At 41.0% G+C, this 21,096-nt stretch carries 23 protein-coding genes and 3 pseudogenes; 5 read left to right on the plus strand and 21 right to left on the minus strand.

Going from position 1 to position 21,096, the window contains the following annotated elements; all coding sequences use genetic code 11:
* Positions 1-223 precede the first annotated feature (223 nt).
* Both V7K89_RS12005 and V7K89_RS12010 read left to right on the plus strand, forming a co-directional pair.
* Positions 224-1,372, plus strand: a complete 1,149-nt coding sequence (locus V7K89_RS12005; protein WP_335187354.1) for a glycosyltransferase family 4 protein — start codon at positions 224-226, stop codon at positions 1,370-1,372.
* Between the two features lie 71 nt (positions 1,373-1,443).
* Positions 1,444-1,659: pseudogene (locus V7K89_RS12010) on the plus strand (DUF29 family protein); the annotation flags it as partial.
* A gap of 61 nt (positions 1,660-1,720) precedes the next feature.
* Here the strand turns inward: V7K89_RS12010 and V7K89_RS12015 are convergent.
* From V7K89_RS12015 to V7K89_RS12040, 6 genes and pseudogenes are all read right to left on the minus strand, one after another.
* On the minus strand, positions 1,721-2,533 hold the full coding sequence (locus tag V7K89_RS12015) for a peptidase (RefSeq protein ID WP_335187356.1): 813 nt from the start codon (positions 2,531-2,533) through the stop codon (positions 1,721-1,723).
* Positions 2,534-2,543: 10 nt separating this feature from the next.
* Complete coding sequence (gene secG, locus V7K89_RS12020; protein WP_335187358.1) at positions 2,544-2,777, minus strand: preprotein translocase subunit SecG; 234 nt, start codon at positions 2,775-2,777, stop codon at positions 2,544-2,546.
* Between the two features lie 97 nt (positions 2,778-2,874).
* Positions 2,875-4,473: a 2,3-bisphosphoglycerate-independent phosphoglycerate mutase gene (gene gpmI / locus V7K89_RS12025; protein ID WP_335187360.1), complete on the minus strand. Its 1,599-nt coding sequence runs from the start codon at positions 4,471-4,473 to the stop codon at positions 2,875-2,877.
* A 221-nt stretch (positions 4,474-4,694) separates the two neighbouring features.
* On the minus strand, positions 4,695-6,389 hold the full coding sequence (locus V7K89_RS12030; protein ID WP_335187362.1) for an ABC-F family ATP-binding cassette domain-containing protein: 1,695 nt from the start codon (positions 6,387-6,389) through the stop codon (positions 4,695-4,697).
* A 155-nt stretch (positions 6,390-6,544) separates the two neighbouring features.
* Positions 6,545-7,327: pseudogene (locus V7K89_RS12035) on the minus strand (Rpn family recombination-promoting nuclease/putative transposase).
* 46 nt (positions 7,328-7,373) lie between these two features.
* The gene (locus V7K89_RS12040) at positions 7,374-7,880 is read right to left on the minus strand and encodes a hypothetical protein (RefSeq protein ID WP_335187364.1); all 507 of its coding nucleotides are present in this window, start codon (positions 7,878-7,880) and stop codon (positions 7,374-7,376) included.
* 348 nt (positions 7,881-8,228) lie between these two features.
* Between V7K89_RS12040 and V7K89_RS12045 the strand changes: the two genes are divergently transcribed.
* The 3 genes from V7K89_RS12045 (at position 8,229) to V7K89_RS12055 (ending at position 11,060) form a co-directional block, all read left to right on the plus strand.
* Positions 8,229-8,990, plus strand: coding sequence for a hypothetical protein (locus tag V7K89_RS12045; protein ID WP_335187365.1), 762 nt, complete (start codon positions 8,229-8,231; stop codon positions 8,988-8,990).
* A 30-nt stretch (positions 8,991-9,020) separates the two neighbouring features.
* Positions 9,021-10,238 (plus strand): hypothetical protein, encoded by a 1,218-nt coding sequence (locus tag V7K89_RS12050; RefSeq protein WP_335187366.1) that lies wholly within the window; start codon positions 9,021-9,023, stop codon positions 10,236-10,238.
* An 84-nt stretch (positions 10,239-10,322) separates the two neighbouring features.
* The gene (locus tag V7K89_RS12055) at positions 10,323-11,060 is read left to right on the plus strand and encodes a type I restriction enzyme HsdR N-terminal domain-containing protein (protein ID WP_335187368.1); all 738 of its coding nucleotides are present in this window, start codon (positions 10,323-10,325) and stop codon (positions 11,058-11,060) included.
* A gap of 52 nt (positions 11,061-11,112) precedes the next feature.
* On the opposite strand, the pseudogene V7K89_RS12060 reads toward V7K89_RS12055, so the two are convergent.
* From V7K89_RS12060 to rplO, 15 genes and pseudogenes are all read right to left on the minus strand, one after another.
* A pseudogene (locus tag V7K89_RS12060) lies at positions 11,113-11,591 on the minus strand (DUF29 domain-containing protein).
* Between the two features lie 251 nt (positions 11,592-11,842).
* Positions 11,843-12,940 carry a peptide chain release factor 1 gene (gene prfA / locus V7K89_RS12065; protein WP_335187370.1) on the minus strand — a complete coding sequence of 366 codons (1,098 nt, stop codon included), beginning with the start codon at positions 12,938-12,940 and terminating at the stop codon, positions 11,843-11,845.
* A 104-nt stretch (positions 12,941-13,044) separates the two neighbouring features.
* Positions 13,045-13,287, minus strand: coding sequence for a 50S ribosomal protein L31 (rpmE, locus tag V7K89_RS12070; protein WP_292759704.1), 243 nt, complete (start codon positions 13,285-13,287; stop codon positions 13,045-13,047).
* Between the two features lie 88 nt (positions 13,288-13,375).
* The gene (gene rpsI / locus V7K89_RS12075; protein ID WP_104906415.1) at positions 13,376-13,792 is read right to left on the minus strand and encodes a 30S ribosomal protein S9; all 417 of its coding nucleotides are present in this window, start codon (positions 13,790-13,792) and stop codon (positions 13,376-13,378) included.
* Positions 13,792-14,253 (minus strand): 50S ribosomal protein L13, encoded by a 462-nt coding sequence (rplM, locus tag V7K89_RS12080; protein WP_335187372.1) that lies wholly within the window; start codon positions 14,251-14,253, stop codon positions 13,792-13,794. The genes rpsI and rplM overlap by 1 nt, the downstream gene beginning before the upstream one ends.
* Before the next feature lie 101 nt (positions 14,254-14,354).
* Positions 14,355-15,203 carry a tRNA pseudouridine(38-40) synthase TruA gene (truA, locus tag V7K89_RS12085; RefSeq protein ID WP_335187374.1) on the minus strand — a complete coding sequence of 283 codons (849 nt, stop codon included), beginning with the start codon at positions 15,201-15,203 and terminating at the stop codon, positions 14,355-14,357.
* A gap of 144 nt (positions 15,204-15,347) precedes the next feature.
* Entirely contained in the window at positions 15,348-15,698 is a 351-nt protein-coding gene (rplQ, locus tag V7K89_RS12090) for a 50S ribosomal protein L17 (protein ID WP_335187376.1), read from the minus strand.
* A 32-nt stretch (positions 15,699-15,730) separates the two neighbouring features.
* Positions 15,731-16,678 (minus strand): DNA-directed RNA polymerase subunit alpha, encoded by a 948-nt coding sequence (locus V7K89_RS12095; RefSeq protein ID WP_335187378.1) that lies wholly within the window; start codon positions 16,676-16,678, stop codon positions 15,731-15,733.
* Positions 16,679-17,070: 392 nt separating this feature from the next.
* Complete coding sequence (gene rpsK / locus V7K89_RS12100; protein ID WP_069070761.1) at positions 17,071-17,466, minus strand: 30S ribosomal protein S11; 396 nt, start codon at positions 17,464-17,466, stop codon at positions 17,071-17,073.
* A 54-nt stretch (positions 17,467-17,520) separates the two neighbouring features.
* Positions 17,521-17,901 carry a 30S ribosomal protein S13 gene (rpsM, locus tag V7K89_RS12105; protein WP_322731369.1) on the minus strand — a complete coding sequence of 127 codons (381 nt, stop codon included), beginning with the start codon at positions 17,899-17,901 and terminating at the stop codon, positions 17,521-17,523.
* Between the two features lie 115 nt (positions 17,902-18,016).
* Positions 18,017-18,130, minus strand: a complete 114-nt coding sequence (rpmJ, locus tag V7K89_RS12110; RefSeq protein WP_015129703.1) for a 50S ribosomal protein L36 — start codon at positions 18,128-18,130, stop codon at positions 18,017-18,019.
* A 117-nt stretch (positions 18,131-18,247) separates the two neighbouring features.
* Positions 18,248-18,472 (minus strand): translation initiation factor IF-1, encoded by a 225-nt coding sequence (gene infA, locus V7K89_RS12115; protein ID WP_006276978.1) that lies wholly within the window; start codon positions 18,470-18,472, stop codon positions 18,248-18,250.
* 176 nt (positions 18,473-18,648) lie between these two features.
* A complete protein-coding gene (locus V7K89_RS12120; protein WP_335187380.1) occupies positions 18,649-19,203 on the minus strand; it encodes an adenylate kinase in 555 nt (184 codons plus the stop codon).
* A gap of 2 nt (positions 19,204-19,205) precedes the next feature.
* On the minus strand, positions 19,206-20,516 hold the full coding sequence (gene secY, locus V7K89_RS12125) for a preprotein translocase subunit SecY (protein ID WP_335187382.1): 1,311 nt from the start codon (positions 20,514-20,516) through the stop codon (positions 19,206-19,208).
* A 74-nt stretch (positions 20,517-20,590) separates the two neighbouring features.
* Entirely contained in the window at positions 20,591-21,034 is a 444-nt protein-coding gene (gene rplO, locus V7K89_RS12130) for a 50S ribosomal protein L15 (protein WP_335187384.1), read from the minus strand.
* Positions 21,035-21,096 lie beyond the last annotated feature (62 nt).

The raw sequence follows: 21,096 nt of genomic DNA on the forward strand, positions 1-21,096 counted from the left end.
AGTCAGAATAAGTTGTTTAAATATCAGAAATTAACAACTTATAACTAAAATAAATAAAGCCATCGACTGGTTTAATCAGCTGATAATAAGCTTTTAAGCCAGTAGAAAGTTGTGGAAATTTTTAATAAATAAGAAAGCCAGCAAGTATAGCTAGATAAACTAAAAATCACAAAGGACACACAAGTAATAGATTTAACCCGCTTTTCTTACAGCTAAATAAAGAATGCGTATAGCCTGGATTGGAAAAAAATCACCATTTTGCGGCAATGTCACCTACAGTCGAGAAATTACAAATGCCTTGCTAGATAGGGGACACCAAGTTAGCTTTCTTCACTTCGCCCAGGAAGAGTCTGAACCTGATAATTGGCCAAATTTTCGAGAGGTTTCCCTACCTTTCATTTACAAGTCCCAGGTTTACACAATTCCCACTTTTAAAGCTACCAAAGTTTTAACCGATTCACTGCGGGAAATCAAACCAGATGTAGTCCATGCTTCCTTAACGTTATCTCCTCTAGACTTTTTTCTACCGGAAATCTGTGAGGAGCTGAGGTTGCCTCTAGTTGCCACTTTTCACACACCGTTTGCTGGCAAAGGGGCAAAGCTGGTATCAGGAACACAACTTTTGGCTTATCAGCTCTACGCGCCTTTTTTAGTTAACTACGATCGTGTGATTGTATTTTCCCAAATTCAGCGAGAATTATTGGCAGGGATGGGCGTAAGAGAAGAGAATATTGCCGTAATTCCCAACGGTGTTGATACCGCTAAGTATTCTCCAGGATTTTCTCAAATCAAAGCAGAATTTAAAGCCGAACGCTTATTTGTTTATCAGGGTCGCATAGCACCAGAGAAAAATGTTGAAGCTCTCCTCCGCGCTTGGAAGCAGTCGGCAATGGTGCGTGGTAGTAAGTTACTAATTGTTGGCGATGGCCCTTTGAAGTCTTCCTTAGAGCCGTTTTATGGTTCAGAATATGGCATTATCTGGTTAGGATTTGTCGCTGAAGAAGACCGACGCATCGAAATTTTGCGGGGCGCAGATGTATTTGTTTTACCTTCGTTGGTTGAGGGTTTATCCTTATCTCTGTTAGAAGGAATGTCGTGTGGGTTGGCTTGTTTAGCAACAGATGTGGGTGCAGATGGAGAAGTATTAGAAAAGGGTGCAGGTGTAGTTATTAGTACCAAAACAGCGCGCTCGCAATTAAGAACCCTCTTGCCAGTGTTGCAAGACCATCCAGAATTAACAACCTTACTGGGGCAAAAAGCTAGACAGCGTGTATTAGACCGCTATACCCTTAGTAAAAATATTAGTCTGCTGGAAGAACTTTATAAAGAAGTTTTAGCACAGCGACCTTTACCATTAAGTCGTAGAGCGTAGGGAAAGGGAAAAAGTGCGATCGCACTGTAAATTTACTACTTTATCAATATTAGGATTTAGAAAAGCCAAGAAATGCTAATCATTGGACTGCAGAAATTATTAGTTTTCGAAACCAAGTAAATGAAGATTTAAGTGCCAATTTACGCAATTATTTAGAGGAAAATTTCAGCATAATAATTTATAGCAATGGCTTAGATTATGTTAAAGCTAAAACAAATTTAACCAATTTACCTGAATTATGTCCTTATACCTTAGAGCAAATTTTGGATAAAAATTGGTTGCCTTAATCTTAAATTTTGATTTTTTACACAAAACATATTCAGATTTTAACTCAGCAACACCATAAAATTAAGTCGCTGAATTATCCATTAAAGACCATCCTAAACTGGTTGGCTGTTCATAAACCCGCTTTAAAGTATGTACATCTCTAGCAGAAATAGGCGACGAGTTACGAACTTGAGAAAAGTATAAAGCATCAGTTTGTAGCGGACTATGACCCCAAATTCCTAGCGCATGACCGAATTCGTGGCGGGCAGCTGCGATGAGATACTCACCTGTTTGACTAGGACTTAGCAAGATGGTGAAGCGGTGGGATAAAACTCTGTTACTGGTGTATAACTCGTAAGTAGTTTGTGCCGAGCGCGCACGAGGTATATTACTACCAGAAGAAATCTGTAGAGGTGGCGTTTTTCGCACAATCGTAATATCAGCAATTTCTGGCTGTTCGACTACTGTTAAAGGTAAATAAGTACTCCACTCCTGTACACCCTGTAAGACAGCATTAACCCATGCTTGAGCTTGTTTTTCACTGATGGCTTTTGGTGGTTCTACATAAACTCGAACAGGAAATTTTGACCAGATTAAATAACCAACTTGGGTTGTTGTAACTTGGGAAAAGTAGTCACCACTGTTAGTGCTATCTTGCCACTGTGCAAGTGTAGGCGGTAAAGGATGGGATTTTAGGGGAGATGATGGAGGGAGAGAGATTATTAAGTCTGAATACGCATATTTTGGTGTTATTGTAAACCCATTACTCGACTGAAAATTAATAAAAACGATTAATAGCCCTGTGCCAATAAATAAGGCAAGAGCTGTAATTAACCGTCGTAAAATTAAATTTATTAGGGTGTTAAATATCGGGTGTTGGGTTCTTTTCCCCATTTACCTATCCTTATTTAGGCAGCCAACCAGCACTTAAAACTACTGTCAAACCGAGAAAAATTACTGTCAATGCCCAAGTAATTCGATTTAAGGTGTTTTCTGCGCTTTTGGTACTACTAAATAGCTGCGCTTGTCCACCAATAGCCCCAATCCCATCACCTTTAGGGCTATGCAGCAAAACTAAGATAATCAAACCAACGGCGGAAAATGCCCAAATGCCTTGCACGATATTAGTAACTGTCATGGTAGGAATCTCATTTATAACAAGTTTTAAAAAACAGAATTCAGAATTTAGAAGTTAGGAGTTTTAGTAAACTCCTAACTCAGTACTCAGCAATCTTTTACAGCCCTACTTGCACGGTAGTGCGAGTACGTTGTAGCTCGTATTCTGCTGTTTTTAGCAGCGATCGCCCAGTCATTTCTGGTGGCTGAGGTAGGTGTAAAATCTCTAAAATTGTCGGGGCAATGTCGGATAGCTTGCCATCGCTTCGCAGTTCGACATTTGTACCATATCCAGGGATTTTAACTTTCTCTCCTTCCACCAAGATGAAGGGGACTGGGTTAGTGGTATGAGCCGTCCAGGGATTACCCCCTTCATCTAGCATATACTCAGCGTTGCCGTGATCAGCAGTAATAATTGTTGTACCGCCAGCTTTGATAACGCTTTCTAACAAGCGTCCCAAACAGCGATCGACTGTTTCAATTGCTGTAATGGTAGCGTCGATTTGACCAGTATGCCCTACCATGTCTGGGTTGGCATAGTTAATCACGACTAGAGAATATGTACCCTTTTGAATCGCAGTGATCGCTACATTTGTAACTGCTGCTGCTGACATTGCTGGGGCGTGGTCATAAGTCGCCACCATCGGGCTACTTACTAGTTCCCGATCTTCTCCGGGAAAAGGTTCTTCTAGACCCCCATTAAAGAAATAGGTGACGTGGGCGTATTTCTCTGTTTCGGAGGTGCGGAACTGATTCAAACTATGATTGGCTATAACTTCTCCCAGAATGTTACTGAGATTCTGAGGCTCAAAGGCTACAGCCACGGGTAAGTCTGGATCATACTGCGTAAAGGTGACAAAGGACAACGGTGTGATTTGCTGTCTTTCAAAACCGTGAAATGTGGGACTGACCAAAGCTTGAGTCAGTTGTCTGGAGCGATCGGGGCGGAAGTTGAAAAATATCACCCCATCCCCTGGTTGTATTGCGCCGGGAGCAATTCGGATTGGGTTGACAAATTCATCTTTTATCCCTAGATCGTAAGATGCTTGCAAGACTTCTACAGCCTTGAGACCATTACCAACACTATCTTGTATCATCATGTCGTAGGCACATTTGACCCGATCCCAGCGGTGATCGCGATCCATCGCGTAGTAGCGACCGCTGAGGGTGACTATGCGCCCAATTCCTACACGGTCTATATAATCTTGTAGCAGCGCGATCGCTCTTATACCGTCAGTTGGGGCGGTGTCACGACCATCGGTGATAGCGTGAATACAAACTTCTGGAATTCGCTGGTTTTTGGCTAAGTCAAGTAGTCCGAATAGATGGGTGATATGCGAATGTACCCCTCCCTCAGAACAAAGCCCGACTAGATGCAGCTTGCTATTCCGAGAACGAACTTCCTGGCAAATTTTGACAAGTGCTGGGTTTAAGGCAATAGAACCGTCTTCGACTGCATCGGAGATGCGTACAAGTTCTTGCGGTACCACTCGCCCAGCACCAATGTTCAAATGACCAACTTCCGAGTTGCCCATTTGACCTTCTGGCAACCCTACGGCTTTTCCTGATGTGTGGATGAGGGTATGCGGGTAAGCTGCCCATAAACTGTCCACAATGGGAGTTTTAGCAGCAATAATGGCGTTTCCTCGCGTTTGGTCGCAGTAGCCCCATCCGTCTAAAATGACTAGCACCACAGGAGCAACAGGTGCTTTGGTCATAGTAAAATTGCCCTTTACTTTTTGTAATACCCGAATGATACCACTGCTAATCCACGCTGCAAGTGAATTTTTGCTTATTAACTTTTTTTATGAAGGACTTGCAGTCTTTTGAAATATTTTTTTAATTTTACTAATTTTCTTGTAATATTTTTAAACGCTAATAAAGAGTTGTTACTTAGTAGTAGCATTTTTGTGCTACTACTAAGTCCTTTTCTAGTTTTTCATTTCCTTTTTGTAGAAGCTTTGGCAGCTTTAGCAGCTTTTTTCGCTGCTTTTTCGGCTTCTATTGCAGCTAACTTTGCCTGTTCTTTTTCTTCGGCAATTTTCTGGAGATAGTAATGATAATCTCCTAAATAGACACGGAATTCTCCATCACGAATTTCGACGATTTTATTTGCTACTTGAGAAATAAAGTAGCGGTCATGAGAGACTACAATTGCCGTGCCATCATAGTTTTGTAGCGCTTCTTCCAGCATTTCTTTAGCTGGAATATCTAGGTGGTTTGTCGGCTCATCTAAAATTAGTAAGTTTGCGGGACGTAAGAGCATTTTTGCCAACGCTAGACGAGCTTTTTCTCCTCCACTTAATGCCCCAACTGCCTTAAATACTGTGTCACCAGTAAATAAGAAACGTCCTAAAAGTGTGCGCACTTCTTGATTATCCCAGTCGGGAACTTCATCATGGATAGTTTCCATGACAGTTTTATTCAAGTCTAAAGCTTCAGCTTGATTTTGCTCAAAGTAACCCGGGATAACATTATGAGCGCCTAATTTAACGCTACCTTCTGTGGGTTGTTCCATACCCATAATTACGCGCAGAAGGGTAGATTTTCCAGCACCGTTAGGGCCAAGGAATGCAATGCGATCGCCCCTTTCAATTAGGAGATTTGCTCCCAAAAACAAAATCTTATCATCATAGATATGAGTTAAGTCTTTAATTTCTACTACTTCGCGTCCGCTGCGGGGTGCAGGCGGAAAACGGAAGTGTAGAGTTCTTACCCCAGCAATGGGTGCTTCAATACGTTCAATTTTTTCGAGTTGCTTTTCTCGACTTTTTGCCTGAGTACTGCGGGTAGCACTGGCGCGGAATCTATCAACAAAGGTTTGCTGTTTCTCTAATTCTTTCTGTTGGCGTTCGTAGGCGCTAAGTTGTGCTGATTGATTTTCAGCTTTTTGTGACAAATATGCTGAGTAGTTACCGAGGTAGTTACTGGAAACGCCACGTTCAGTTTCCACAATTTGGGTGCAAAGGCGGTCAAGGAACTCCCGGTCATGGGAGACTATTACCATCGGTGTAACCAGCCCTCTGAGGTAATTTTCCAACCATTCAATGGTTTCTAAATCTAGGTGGTTAGTCGGTTCATCCAGCAGCAACAAGTCCGGTTTTTGCAGGAGAATTTTACCCAAACTCATCCGCATTTGCCAACCACCACTGAAGGCACTAACGAGGCGATCGCCATCTTCTACCCCAAACCCCATTTCTGGTAAAATTTTCCCGATGCGTGCATCTAAGTTGTAGCCATCCAAAGCTTCAAATTTGCGTTGCAAGCGATCTAACTTGTCGATCAGTCGATCCAGTTCTTCTAAGGTAGCCGTTTCCATGTCGCGTTGCACCTGCGCCAGAGATAACTGTACTTCGTTGGCTTCTTTGAAGACAGTCCAAAATTCTTCTTTAACAGTGCGGCTGGGGTCTACTTCAAACTCTTGGTTGAGGTAGGCTATATGTAAGCTATTAGGACGGATAATTTCGCCAGAGGTGGGTTCAATTTCCCCAGAGATAATTTTCAGTTGGGTGGATTTTCCAGCACCGTTGACACCGACTAAGCCAATGCGATCGCCTGGTTTAACTTCCCAGTTGATATCTTTGAGAACTTCGCCTGTGGAATAAATTTTACTTATATGTTCTAGTCGCAGCATTAAGTTTCTCTCAGGTAGGGAGTGGGTGGTTGAGGACGAAGTACTAATACCGCCTCTAATATTAACAAAAATTAACTATAAATTTGTCGCAATTGAGTTTGGAAGCCGCAAACCAAATTTGGCTTGAGTCACGGATAAAATTTACCACATCTATCTCAAGGCTGGCTTTGTGTTACTTGTCTCACTTCTTTGACACTCAAATCTAAGGCTTGTGCTACTTGTTCTACAGTCAGCCCTGCTGCCAGCATTGCTGGTGCTGCTTTTTGTTTCCCTTTAAGCTCACCTTGTTCAACACCTTCCTGAAAGGCTTCCTGATAAAATCTGGTTTGCTTTAACTCGCTTAAGCCAAACATTTGCTCCATCTCCTCCCTACTCATTGTGGGAAACTTGTAAGCCAAAATAGTCTCTATAAATTGTAATAATTACTGCTGTTTTGATGGTGAGTTTATCTCTGACTTGGTTCTGTTTATCAACTCCCTTGCTTTAGTGATCGCTATATCGTCGGTTGCAACTACTAATTTAGCAGTTGCAATGCCAATTGGAAGCGATGCAGCTTCACCTAATTCATCCAAATAAATGCACCTGACGCGCCCACTTGTGAAAAACTCACGGTAATGTTTGATATTGCCTATATCTACATTCCTATTTGGGTATAAAACCACAGCACACCAGTCATTTGATGGTTGATTATGACGGATATATAAATATATTTCTGCAATTAGCCGTGAATAAATTTCCCCATCAGCTTGAAATTGCACTTCAACAAAGTAAATCGGGTTTTCGCTTCCTTGTGTCGGTAGAAACACACCATTGATTCTGAAGGCTGTTTGTTTGATTTCAACTGATGAAAATTGATAAAGGCTAGCTGATACTGGAGGATTACCAATAAGTTCAAAGAATATATCAGGAAATTCTTGAAACAGCCGATAAAAAATGATGTCTGTTTTCTCAAATTTATATTATTTGAATATTTTGATTTGCTGCTTATATGTTGTTTGATTCTTCAAAACCATCTCGTACTTTCAGCAATTGCTCTTTTGCCATCCCTAATATACGTGAAAGGGACACTAATAAACTATCATCAAATACTTGTCCAGCATAAATATTATTTAGTTCTGTGGGAGATAATTTAAAGGTGTCGCAGAATTTTGTAAACTCCTGGTTATTCAAGTCAAGCTCTTTTTGCCTATCATGAAGTAAAACTGCGATCGCTCTAGTTCCATGCTTCGGACGTTCACTATTTTTTACATATTTTTCCATTAAATAATATACTTTTCTCGTATCGCCTCCCAGTTTTTTAATTAAATCAGTACAAGCCATTTTTAGTGCTTTTTTTAAAAATTCTTCTTCATTCAGAAACTTAATAATTTCGCTAGCATATTCTGGTTTAAAAAATCCTACCAAATCACCTTTATGGTAAATTGGAATATAAGGCTCATTTGATTCAAAATGCCAATCTAATGGTTCGTTGCGTAGAGACATAGCTGCCATCCCTAAATCATTAAAGATTGCACCATTTTAAAACCATTTATTCCTTAACTGCCAGTAAAAATATCCTAGCCGTTGCAATTATAAATCGCAGCTATACAGACAAAACCTATCTCTGTGGGTTTCAACTTCCTGAAGTCCGTGCAGGCGGACATAGTTTGTGTAGCCGTCATGTATTTCTACCAGAACCTTGAACTCAACTAAAATTAGCGATCGCCTTCCTCATCACCAAGTAGCTAAAGGCTCGCCAGAGAGGGGGTTGGTAGTCTTATGAGGCTGTTGTTATATATTTAACCATAATGGGCATACTGAAAATATCAAGTAAGTAAGCACAGAAACAGGGAAGACAATATGTTGACGATAACGTGGCAAGAAGAGATTGCATCCTTGAAACAAGATTTGAACAAGGAAATAAATAAAATTTCACGTAATTCTGATATTAATGTACGTAATTATATTTGCATAAATAACTTGAAATCAAAGTTAGAGCGATTAAACGAAATTGAAAAAATTCTTAGTATAGATAAATATCAAATTGCTTTTATAGGTACTATTGGACAAGGAAAGACCACAGCTATTTGTCATATTTTTAATTTAATAGGCGACTTCAACGTTTACAAAACTATTGCTAATAAGTCTCGAAATGTAATCGAAACTAAAGAGTTACTATCAACAGGATCAGGTAAAACTACTATATGCGAAGTAATTATCAAAGCTGCGGAAAAAACTTACATAGAGATAGAGCCTTATCCAGTTGACGAGATGGAAAATCTTATTTTTGAATTTTGCGAGTCTATTGCCAATAAAGATAACCCTCAGCCAGATAGAAATATAACCATTTCTAAGGAAATTGAAAGGGCTATTAGAAATGTTACAGAAATGAAGTTACGGTCTAAAACAATAAATGATGGTGAAAGAAAGAAAACTGAAATAATTGATCCAGCTAAAGAACATTTTCAGGAATTAGGATTGGAGGAACTCAAAAAAGTTGCATTGAATAATGCAAAACTTGAATCTAGAACTACGACTAACATTGAATTTCATAATCAGAATAATGAGCAAGAATGGATAAAAAATAGCTTTGCTGCTATCAATAATGTTGAGTTCCAATAATTTGCTATTCCCAGAAAAATATATCTTTATGTGAGCTATGATGTTTTATCTGGCTCAAACTTGTCTCAGTTTGATTCAGTTGTGGATACTAAAGGACTTGATGAAAATCCAATTCGTAAAGACTTACAAAAATATATTGAGAGTCAAAATACCATCTGTCTGTTTGTAACTCCATTCAATGCTGCTCCTGAAGTAAATATTAGCAAATTAATAGGTTATCATCTAACATCTAAATCTAAAGATTTTCATCATAGATTTGTAACTTTGGTATTGCCTCATAAAAATGAACCTGAAAGAGTGCATGGATGTGATGGAGATCGGGATATAGGAATTCAAATTAGAAAAGAAGAAATTCAAGCTACATTCAATCGGTTGAACCTAGATTTTTTCTTAGAAAATATTTTGTTTTATGATTCTTTGAGGTACTACCGTGATGATATAGTCAAGATAAATGAAATGTATGATAAAGAAGATGTACAGGAAGATAAAAATGAATTGATTGAAGCTATAACAGGTGTGATAAAACGTAGACACAATATTTTATTGGATGAAATTAAAGATATTACAGAAAGCTTTACAAACATAAAAAATGGTAATGCTTTGACAAAATCAGAAGTCAAAGCTATTGAAAATGCTATTAAAAAGATAAAAGATTTACGGTATTTAAATAAAAGAGTACCTAGTTTTGTCTATAAAGATTTTATTGATAAATATATTGAATATTATCGTACTGTTTATCGGGCATGGAATACTAAACATGCTATCCACAGAAACTTTGGTTATTATGAGCCAAGGAATATAAACATATATTACGATATGAGGGTTGTTGCTGAGGGAACAGATGAAGATGAAATGTTAAAAAAGTTTACTAAACAAGTTAAACAGGAATTAGAAAATGTTCTTAATGAGCTTACATCTGCAAATGAATCTTTAAACACATTTATCCCGGAATTAGTCATAAAATTTAACTCATTGTATGACAATTTTATCAGTGAAGTAGGGGTAGAAATTGAACATGAAGCTATGAAAAAACTGTCACCTCAAAGCGAAGACTCCGAATTCTGGATGGCTCTAATTAATGAAAAGGGTAAGGAAAAGCGTAAGGGAGAAAAATATGGAGATAACGTGTGTCAGACTTGGAAGCGCGAACTTGAAACTGAGCCAAGTCTAAATATATTTCTAGAAATGAAAGCAGGACAGTATTGGGCAGAATTAATTACTAAAATATTAAAGTTTTTCGGACAATAATTTTTAAAATATATGCCAAATATAAAGGGATGCAATTTTATTGTATCCCTTAAATTACTTTTTAACTACATAAATATACTATATATGACTAGCTTAACTGAAGAGATATCCAGAACATTAAATATATATAAGAAAAATTATACAGAATATACAAAATGCTTGATTAGAGGTAAAGAAATTATTCTTGAAGGAAGACCAGAAGAAAAAGTTAGACAATTATTTATCTACTTCCTAGTAAAAAAAAGTGGTTTATTTCCAAATATAATTGACATTAAAGTAGAATCTGCTCATCATGATATAGAATTATATAAAAACGTAAAAAATGAATATTTTAAACCATATTGCCCTCCCGTAATGATTGTAGAAGTGAAGCGTGAAGAAGAAAACTTACGTAATCACGAAAAGCAAATTGAAAAATACCTAAAAAAATCTTGTTCAGAAATTGGTATTTTATATAATTATCATCAAATCATTGTCTACAGGAACAAAGACGCAATATTTACAAGTAATTATCTTAATAGTCTTATAGAAATACCACCTTTAGTGTTGCAAAGTTCTAATAATATAGAGAAAGACACACTAGACTTTGAAAAAGCTGTATATGGAAATTTTGATAGCTTTATTTACCTTGCCAATAAGTATGGAAAATATGCTTTAAACACAATAATTTTTAGACTTAAAGGTGAGCAATTACCTATAGCAGGATGTTTCTTCAGATTTCAAGATAACAAGGTGTACTACGATATATATGGTAAATATGCTAAAAAGCAACAAAGCTTTAATTATCAAGATTTTGAAAAGCTAGTTTCTATTACTTATTGACAAATAAAACGTGTCACCAAGTAATAAATGAGCGTAAGAAAAATGGTAGAAGTTATCCTTCCCAGTCTTGACGAGTATCGCATAGAAAGTTGTCTGCGATCGCATCATCAAATAAATAGGGACAATCCTTTGGAAAAGTTCGTAATGGTAAGTTAGTTTCTCGTAGCACCAAATCGACTCCTGCTTCAAAGCCATCTAACAAGGCTTCTTCGATTCGAGACTTTAAGCTAGGGTTCTGTCGCAGATGCCTATGGATGGCGCGACGCTGTTCTCGAATTGTTAAAAACTAACTGCGAGAGCGTTGTTCGGGTTGATACTTCCACATCAAGAGATGACCAAGTAATACACTTAGACGACTCACAAGTTCCCGATACTCCTGTCTCCCCAAAGCTTGAAGTCTAGTTCCATAACTAGCCTCTGCTCTAACGCTTTAGCCTGCTGCTGTGTCCAGCCATAGAAGTCTTGATCGTATAAAAAGGTTTGTCCATATTGAATCTTGACAGCAAGAAACCATGAGCTAGTTCGATCCAATTTTGCGCTAAATCGCCCTTAAAAAAGCTACCGGATTTTTACGCCTTGGCAAAGGGAAGTAGAAAATATAATTTATACCTGCCAAACTCTGAAGGAATGGGCGAGGCTAAATTACCTTATGAAATACAAATTTGCCTATTATCATTATCTTAGTGAAATAGAAGATGCACTCGACGCGATATCAGAAAACCACCTATGTGTTAAAAGGGACAATACAACAAGTGGTTTTACAGGAATATTAATAGCAAAAATTAGTTAGCGGCAGCAGTCGCTAGCTCCGCGAGACGTTCTTGCTGGTCTAGAGATATGCAAGATTGGATCAGCGTCTCTAAATCACCTTCCAGAACAGGGTTAAGGGAATAATTCTGACCTAAGCGGTGATCGGTAGCTCGGTTATCTTTATAATTATAGGTGCGAATCTTTTCCGATCGCGATCCTGTACCAACCTGTGATCGCCGCATAGAAGTTACAGCCTCTTGTTGTTCGCTTAACTTGATTTCATACAACTTCGCCCGCAGAATTTGCATCGCTCGTTCTTTGTTTTGCAACTGGCTGCGTTCTTCTGTACAAAAAATACGTATTCCCGTTGGTTTGTGCATCAAGTCAACGGCTGTTTCCACCTTGTTGACGTTTTGTCCACCAGCACCGCCAGAACGAGCTGTAGTCATTTCAATATCTTTCGGATCAATATGAATTTCTACATCATCCACTTCTGGCATAATCGCCACGGTAGCTGTGGAAGTATGAACCCGTCCCCCGGATTCAGTTGCCGGCACGCGCTGCACACGATGCACTCCAGCTTCAAACTTTAACTGGCTGTAAACGTCATTACCTTTAATTTCGAGAATGACCTCTTTCCAGCCACCCATTTCTCCACGAGATTCGCTCACTAGAGAAACTTTCCAACCTTGAGTCTGGGCATAGCGGGTGTACATCTGCATCAAATCGCCAGCCCAAATACTTGCTTCATCGCCACCAGTACCTGCGCGAATTTCCAACATGATATTCTTTTCATCATTGGGGTCGCGTGGTAGCAGTAAAACTTTCAAGCGAGACTCTAAGTGTTCTATTTTTTCTTCAAGTTCCTTTACTTCCAGTGCTGCCATTTCTTGCAACTCTGGGTCACTCGCAGATTCTTTGTAAACTTCACGCGCTCCGATTAAGTCTTCTTGAGCTGCTTTCCAAATTTCATAAGTATTAACTACCTCTTCCAAAGAAGAACGAGACTTAGCAATTTCTTGATACTCATCAGGATTGCTAGCGGTATCGGGGTCGCCAAGACGACGTGTTAACTCATTAAAGGTTTGTTCAACAGATTTGAGTTTGTCCAGTAAGTATGATTCAGCCATGACGAGTGCGATTGCTCCTTAAAAAAATAACAAGTTGGCTCGAGCATATAAATGAAAATCGACCCAGCTGGTGCAGGGCCGTCGTTAACAGCAGAGCCAACCCGCTACTTTTTGTTTTGATCGTCGCCAGATGTTTGAGTGCTGCTCATGCCGTATTTGCGGAGGAAGCGCTCTACTCGACCCTCAGTGTCAATAATCTTCTGAGTACCGGTGTAAAATGGGTGATTTCCAGACCAAACATCTACGTGCAATTCTGGCTTAGTAGAGCCAATGGTCATAACAACTTGACCGTTGCAGTAAACTTTAGCATCTGGATACCACTTGGGGTGAATATCAGATTTAGCCATTGTTCTTTTTGTGATCAATCTATATCAATTATAACTTTCAGTTTTCAGTTGAAGCTAGGAAGTAGGGAGATGCCCCATGCCCAATTCCCTAACGCTTAGAGTACTGAGGTGCTTTTCGAGCTTTATGTAAACCATATTTCTTCCGCTCTTTTGCTCTGGGATCGCGAGTCAAATAACCTTCGGTTTTCAAAGGTGGGCGGTTGTCTGGGTCTAGTTGGCATAAAGCACGAGCAACTCCCAAACGAACAGAATCAGCTTGTCCGGTCAAGCCGCCACCTTCTGCTTTCACCAAAATGTCATATTCGTTTTCTAGTCCTAGAGTTTCCAGGGGTGCTTTGATCACTCCCAGATAGTTGGGATTAAATTGGAAATACAAGGTTCCATCTTTACCGTTCACAATCAGTTGACCGGTGCCTGGAACCAAGCGTACCCTTGCTACTGCGTTCTTACGACGACCAGTACCCCAGTATACGGCGCGACCGCTATTAGCATCTGCTACTACCATTAATTTTCTTCTCCAGGAATTGTACTAACTTTTAGTTCTTTAGGTTTTTGAGCATCATGGGGATGCGTAGGCCCAGCGTAAACTTTCAGCTTGGTGAACAACCGCTTACCGAGGCTATTTTTAGGTAGCATACCTTTAACAGCTTGTTCTAAAATCCGTTCTGGTATCCGCTCTTGCAGTTTAGCGAAAGTTTCCGTTTTCATTCCACCGGGGCGACCCGAATGACGGCGGTAAAGCTTTTGAGTGCGCTTTTTGCCTGTGACTGCTACTTTCTCGGCATTGATGACGATTACGAAATCACCTGTATCTAAATGGGGTGTATATTCGGGTTTGTTTTTGCCTCTCAATACCTGAGCGATTTCGCTAGCAAGGCGACCGAGACGTTTATCAGTGGCATCTACTATGTACCACTCATGCTCAAGGGACGCTTGAGAAGGAAGGTATGTTTTAACTGTTGTCATTTGTCATTTGTCCTTTGTCATTTTTAATTTGTCATTAGTCATTTGTTATTTGTCCTTCGTCAGTTGTCATTTTTAATTTGTCATTTGTTATTCACTAATGACTAAGAACCAATGACTAATGACTCTTGACTAGTGACGAACTTTGGTAAGGTGTCGTACCAAATCTCTTTTGGAAAGGGAAAATCGGGATAGCCGACTCGCAACAAGCACAAGCCTTGAGGTGGTGCGGCGTATCTCACTTCTTCCCGGCGTTGTTCTTTCCAGAGTTGGGTGAAGCTAGAAAGTGTTCTTTGTCCAGAACCTACTTCTACTAGCATCCCTACCAACAGCCGTACCATGCCATACAAAAAGCCATCTGCCTGTATTTCAATATGGATAAATGGCCCACTGCGACGACACTCTGCTGCTTGCACCTCTACCCAAGAATGCGATCGCTTTGAGCCTGCACGATGAAAAGCAGCTAAGTGATGCTTTCCCAACAGAGGTTTCAAAGCAGCTTGAATTAAAGATTCATTCAGGGGTGCATAATAATAATGCCAACTGAAGGGTCTTATAAACAAGTTAAGCCGATCCTCAGTATATATTGTGTAGCGATACCGTCGATAGGCTGCACTAAAGCGAGCGTGCCAACGGTTATCAACACTAGCTGAAGCCCTGATTAAAATATCTGGTGGCAGATAGCTATTTAGGATTGTTGCCCACTTGTGAGGCGGAATTAAACCTGTAGCTTCAAAATGGGCTACTTGAGCAGCAGCATGAACTCCAGAATCGGTTCGCCCAGCACCGTGTAATGTTACATGATGCCCAAGAATAGTAGCGATCGCAATTTCAATCTCTTCTTGGACAGTCCGTTGGTTTTTTTGCCGTTGCCAGCCATGAAAATGAGTGCCCAGGTATTGAATTACCAAGGCTACTCGATGAGTTTGTGTCGGCTGGTGGCTTTCTAACATACAAATTTTGTCTTTGAAGTTCTGATCTAAGGAAGCCTTAGCTCAGACTTCTCTCTTTGTCATTTGTCTGTGTCATTTATCATTTGTCCTTTGTTATTCACTAAAGGCCAATGACTAATGACCAATGACCAATGACTAAATGACTTAAACCAATTCAATTATTGCCATTTTTGCATTATCACCCCGACGCGGTACGGTATGCAGGATGCGGGTATAACCGCCCTGGCGATCGCCATATCGAGTTGGAGCTTGCTCAAATAGAGCGTGAACCAGTTGTTTGTCGAAGATGTAGCCAAAAGCTTCCCGACGTGCTGCCAAAGAGCCATTTTTGGCTAGAGTAATCATTTTTTCCACTTCACTTCGCAGAACTTTTGCTCTAATTAAAGTGGTGGTGATTTTACCATGACGGATCAGCTCAGTGGTGAGCGATCGCAGTAAAGCACGGCGTTGATCGGCTGGTTTACTAAGTTTTTTGACGCGACAACGGTGACGCATAATTATGCACTATGAATTATGAACGGTTTTTCTTAAGGGTGTTTAGAGCCTCTTTCCATTGGCAGGGTGATGCCCAAGCGTCGCTGCAAAGCTTCCACGACTTCTTCTGCTGACTTCTGCCCAAAGTTCTTAATTTCTAAGAGGTCTTCTTGGGTATAATCCAACAAATCTGCCACAGAGTTAACTTGTGCCCGTTTAAGACAGTTATATGCCCGTACAGAAAGTTGTAACTCTTCGATGGGTATCTGGGCAGTTGGGTCGTCTGGAATGTCCGAACCTGTGTCTGTTGGTTCTATAGAGATGTCCTTCAACGTGTTGAATAAATCTACCAAGATTGCAGCGGCTGAAGATAGTGCTTCTTGAGGGTAAATACTGCCATTTGTCCAAACTTCTAACAATAGTCGGTCTTTTGGAATCAAGCCTTCCCCACGAGATTCTTCAACACTGTAGTTGACTTTTCGCACAGGCATAAATATCGAGTCGATTTGGAGAAAATCCAACGATGTGGCTTCCTCACGTCCTCGCTCTACAGTGCGATAGCCTTTGCCTTTCTCGATCCGAAATTCCATTTCCAGCTTTCCACCCTCAGCGATGGTAGCTACATACTGGGTAGGATCGATGACTTCTACTTCACTGGGTAAATCAAAATGTGCCGCAGTGATTGTTGCTGGACCGCTAACGAGTAATCTACCAATCTGAGGCTGCGAAGAATAGTTTTTCAGGATAACTTCCTTCATTCTCATGAGGATTTCCAGTACATCTTCCCGCACGCCTGGAACTGTAGCAAACTCGTGGGAAACGCCTGCAATCCGCACAGCTGTAACTGCTGTACCTTCTAGGTTAGACAGTAAAACCCGCCGCAGTGCGTTGCCAACAGTTGTTCCTTGACCACGCTCTAGAGGTTCTAGAACAAATTTACTGTAATGGTTCCGACTTTCTTCGGTATTCGACTCTACACATTCAATTTGAAACTGCGCCACGGATGAGCCTCCCTTTTTCTAAGGTGCTGCTAGCAGACAAATCAATTGCCTCCAGAATTGATTGCCAATTTTCGATTTTGGACTTTGGATTTTGGATTGTGCTTCTTTCGTTCATGCTCCGCCTCTTATTGGCGGAACAAATCTTAAATAATCAACTTAAAATCCACGAGGCCCAGCACCCTTATAGTCGGGTTCAATCTAAAATCGCAAACCTAAAATCCAAAATTGATTAATAATATTTTGGGTAGCCTGAAGTTTAACAGCTTTCCCAGCAGGAAAATCTGACGCGCTTCTGGTTGCCCAAGCTTTGACTCAATAACAGTTTGCACGTTGACGCCCAAGCGGTCATTGCTGACTGTAAGTTTTCGTCCTTACTGCCCAAGTCTTGGTATTTAAACTCGACGGCGCTTGGGTGGACGACAACCATTGTGAGGAATCGGGGTAATATCCCGAATCAGTGTAATTTCCAGTCCTGCTCCTTGGAGTGCCCGGATAGCGGTTTCTCTACCTGCTCCTGGCCCACTGACCATTACCTCGATTTGGCGCATTCCTTGATCTATAGCTCGGCGAGCTGCACTTTCAGCCGCGGTTTGCGCTGCAAAGGGAGTTCCCTTTTTTGCTCCCTTAAAACCGCTAGAACCAGCACTAGCCCAGGAGATGACATCTCCATTTTGATCGGTAATGGTGACAATGCTATTGTTGAAAGTAGACTGGATGTAGGCCATCCCACTGGGTACATTCCGTTTCTGCTTCTTGCTCCCGGTTTTTTTAGTTGGTTGTCTCGCCATACTTGTTTAGTTAATTTAAGGTGAAACTTGCTCGGATTAGCAAGCGTTGCAAAATTATTTCCCTGGAGCCTTCTTCTTCCCTGCCACTGTCTGCCTTCTGCCTCGACGGGTTCTGGCATTTGTACGAGTTCTTTGACCTCTGACTGGTAAGCCCATACGATGACGACGACCTCTGTAGGTACCGATATCAACTAAGCGCTTGATATTCAAACCTTCCAAGCGCCGCAAATCGCCTTCAACTTGATAATTGGTTTCTATTTCCCCTCGTAGGGCTGTCACATCGGCATCACTTAAGTCCTTAACGCGGGTGTCTGGGTTCACACCAGTAGCCGCTATAATTTCTTGAGAGCGTGATAATCCAATTCCGTAGATGTAAGTCAGACCAATCTCGACGCGCTTATCGCGTGGAAGGTCTACTCCGGCAATACGTGCCACAATGAACTCTCCCTATTGTTCTTGCAATTACTGTTGGTTGGAAAAACGTGATTGATCGCGTCTTTTCGTCTTAATGATGATATGCGTCCTGCAACTGACTCTGTTGGTAAGAGTATTATCCTTGACGTTGTTTGTGCTTGGGGTTCACGCAAATTACCATAACGCGACCACGACGTTTGATCACGTTACACTTTTCACAAATTTTCTTGACTGAGGCTCTAACTTTCATGCCTTTTATTTTTTAACTCCAAATATAAAACTATAGCATTTATAGGAAAATTAATCCAGTTAAATGACTAGCAAACAGTCAAAAAAATGGTTTTATGGTAAAATCCTCTACATATACTTACTTCTTTCGTAGTCGATAGGTAATTCTGCCTTTGGTCAAGTCGTAGGGAGTTAACTCCACCTTGACGCGATCGCCAGGCAAAATCTTGATATAATTTCGGCGAATCTTGCCGGAAATGTGTGCTAGCACGTTAAAACCATTGTCCAAGTCAACGCGAAACATCGCATTGGGCAAGGACTCTGTAACCGTGCCTTCCATTTCAATCAAATCTTGCTTAGACAATTTGTTTTTTCCTCAACTCAACAATTTCGTGTTCAGTTGCAGCGCTTCCTCTGCAAAAAAACACATTTTAAGAAATATATCAACAGTTTATTAATATATCTTAGCTAAAATTGCTCTTTTTCTTGGTAGTGGGGAGTAGGGAGTAAGGAATTCTCTATTCCCTATTCTCCTTCTTTTCAGGAAGCGATTACCTTTTGTAGTTCACCAGTGACATCTTCTTGGGATTGATTGCCATTGACTGTTATGAGTTTTTTGCGATCGCCATAATAATCAATTAAAGGTGCAGTTTCAGCGCGATACACTTCTAAACGACGACGAATCACCTCTTCGGTATCATCTTTTCGTCCTCTAGCTAGCAAACGCGCGATCACAACTTCATCTGGTGCATCTAAATTGACTACCCTTTCGCCACCTTGATGTATTGCTTCCAGTAACTTCTCCAGAAAAACTGCTTGGGTCACTTTTCGGGGAAAGCCATCAAGAATCCAACCATTTTTGGCATCTGGTTGATCGAGGCGCTCCTGTACCAAGTCCTGCACTAGCTGGTCGGGTACTAACTCGCCGCTATCAACATAACTTTGAGCCTTAATTCCTAAAGGAGTCTGCTCTTTCATGGCTTGTCTTAATATTTCACCAGTAGAAATATGGGGAATATTCAAGTGTTCAGCCAAGGTTTGAGCTTGTGTTCCTTTACCCGCTCCAGGTGGCCCCAAGAAGATTAGTCGCGTCACTATTATTTCACCATTCCTTCATAGCGCTGAGAAATTACATAAGTTTGGACTTGTTTGGCTGTCTCAATTGCCACACCAACTAAAATTAACAAAGAGGTAGCACCTATTCCCTGGAAAGTTTTTACATTCAAAGCGCTTTCCACTGCGGTAGGGATAATAGCAACGAAGCCCAAAAAGATCGCACCCAAAAAAGTGAGTCGGTTAGAAACGCGTTCGATATACTCACTAGTTGCCTTACCGGGACGAATTCCAGGAATACTAGAACCCATTTTCTTCAAGTTCTGCGCTACGTCTACTGGGTTGAGAATCAACGAAGAATAGAAATAGCTGAAGAAAACGATGGAAACCATGTATACCAAGGCATAGACCCAGGAGCTAGAACCGCCTGGACTCAGATAAGTGTTAACTATATTCGCCAATTCGGCATTTTTAGTAAAATTGGCAATTAGCAATGGCAAGCTGAGGATGGCAGCAGCAAAAATAATTGGCATCACGCCGCCTTGATTTAACCGCAGGGGCAGATAGCTACGCTGCTCTGCTAATACTCGCCGACCTACTTGGCGACGAGCCGAAATAATTGGGATGCGGCGCATTCCTTCTTGCACAATCACAATACCAACAATTGTTGCTAGGAAAACTAAGATCAGTACGATCACACGGCCCACTGTTTCTCGACCACCGACTTGCACCAAGTCGATAGTATCGCCTAAAGCTTTTGGTAATGACGCAACAATGTTGACAAAAATCAGTAATGATGCTCCATTACCAATGCCCCGTTCTGTAATCAGTTCTGATGCCCACATGACGAACATAGAACCAGCAGTCAGAGCGATCGCAGTTTCAGCTACAAATATGGGCCCTGGCTTTAGGGCAAATTGCTGGAGGAATAATGCCGAAAAAGCCGTACTTTGAAGAATTGCCCAAACTACAGTGACATAGCGGGTAATTTGCGATATTTTTCGCCGACCGGCTTCCCCTTCATTTTTCTGTAAATTTTCTAAAGATGGAATCGCCGCAGTGAGCAATTGGATGATAATAGACGCATTAATGAAGGGCAAAATTCCTAAAGCAAAGACTCCCAAAGTCGAAAGTCCTCGCCCGGAAAATATATCCAATAAGCCAAATATGGAATTACTGCCCGATATGGCTTCGGCAAATCTCGGTCTATCAATCCCTGGTACAGGTAAGAAGATACCCAGGCGAACCAAAATCAAAATACCGACAGTGACAAGCAGCCTACCTCTAAGGCCAGCTGCCTGTGCCATCTGCATAAAAGTTTCTTGAGCCGTTGGGGCTTTATCTCGACTGATCATAGAGTACTACCTTTATAGTGAACCTAGCACTGGCAGCGAGTTGGCTTGCATTTAAGTGCGCTGTTCCGGCTCACTCATAAGACTTCACAACTACCACCAGCTGCCTCAATTTTGCTACGAGCTGAACCTGTGAAAGCTGCCGCTTGTACCTTGAGCGGAATGCTCAATTCCCCATTACCTAAAATTTTCAATGACCCTTTGACAGCAGTCAGGATACCTGCGGCTTTCAATGAGGTCAAAGTTACTTCCGTATTCGCGGGAAGGGAAGCTAGCTTCTCTACATTAATCGTAGTGTAAATCTTTTGATTAATTCTCGGAAAGCCCTTCAGCTTAGGTAAGCGGCGATACAATGGCTGTTGACCACCTTCAAAACCTGGTCGTGTACTACTACCAGAACGAGATTTTTGACCCCGCATACCTAGACCAGCACTAGCACCTTGACCAGCAGAAATACCTCTGGCTACACGGCGCTTGCGTTTCTTTGAGCCTTTTTGCGGCTTAACATCATGGAGTCTCATAATTTATCAAGTTTTCATTTGTCGTTTGTCATTTGTGAGCCAGTGCGGTCTTGGGGGTCTCC

Source organism: Nostoc sp. (assembly GCF_036917515.1).
Taxonomy (GTDB): domain Bacteria; phylum Cyanobacteriota; class Cyanobacteriia; order Cyanobacteriales; family Nostocaceae; genus Nostoc.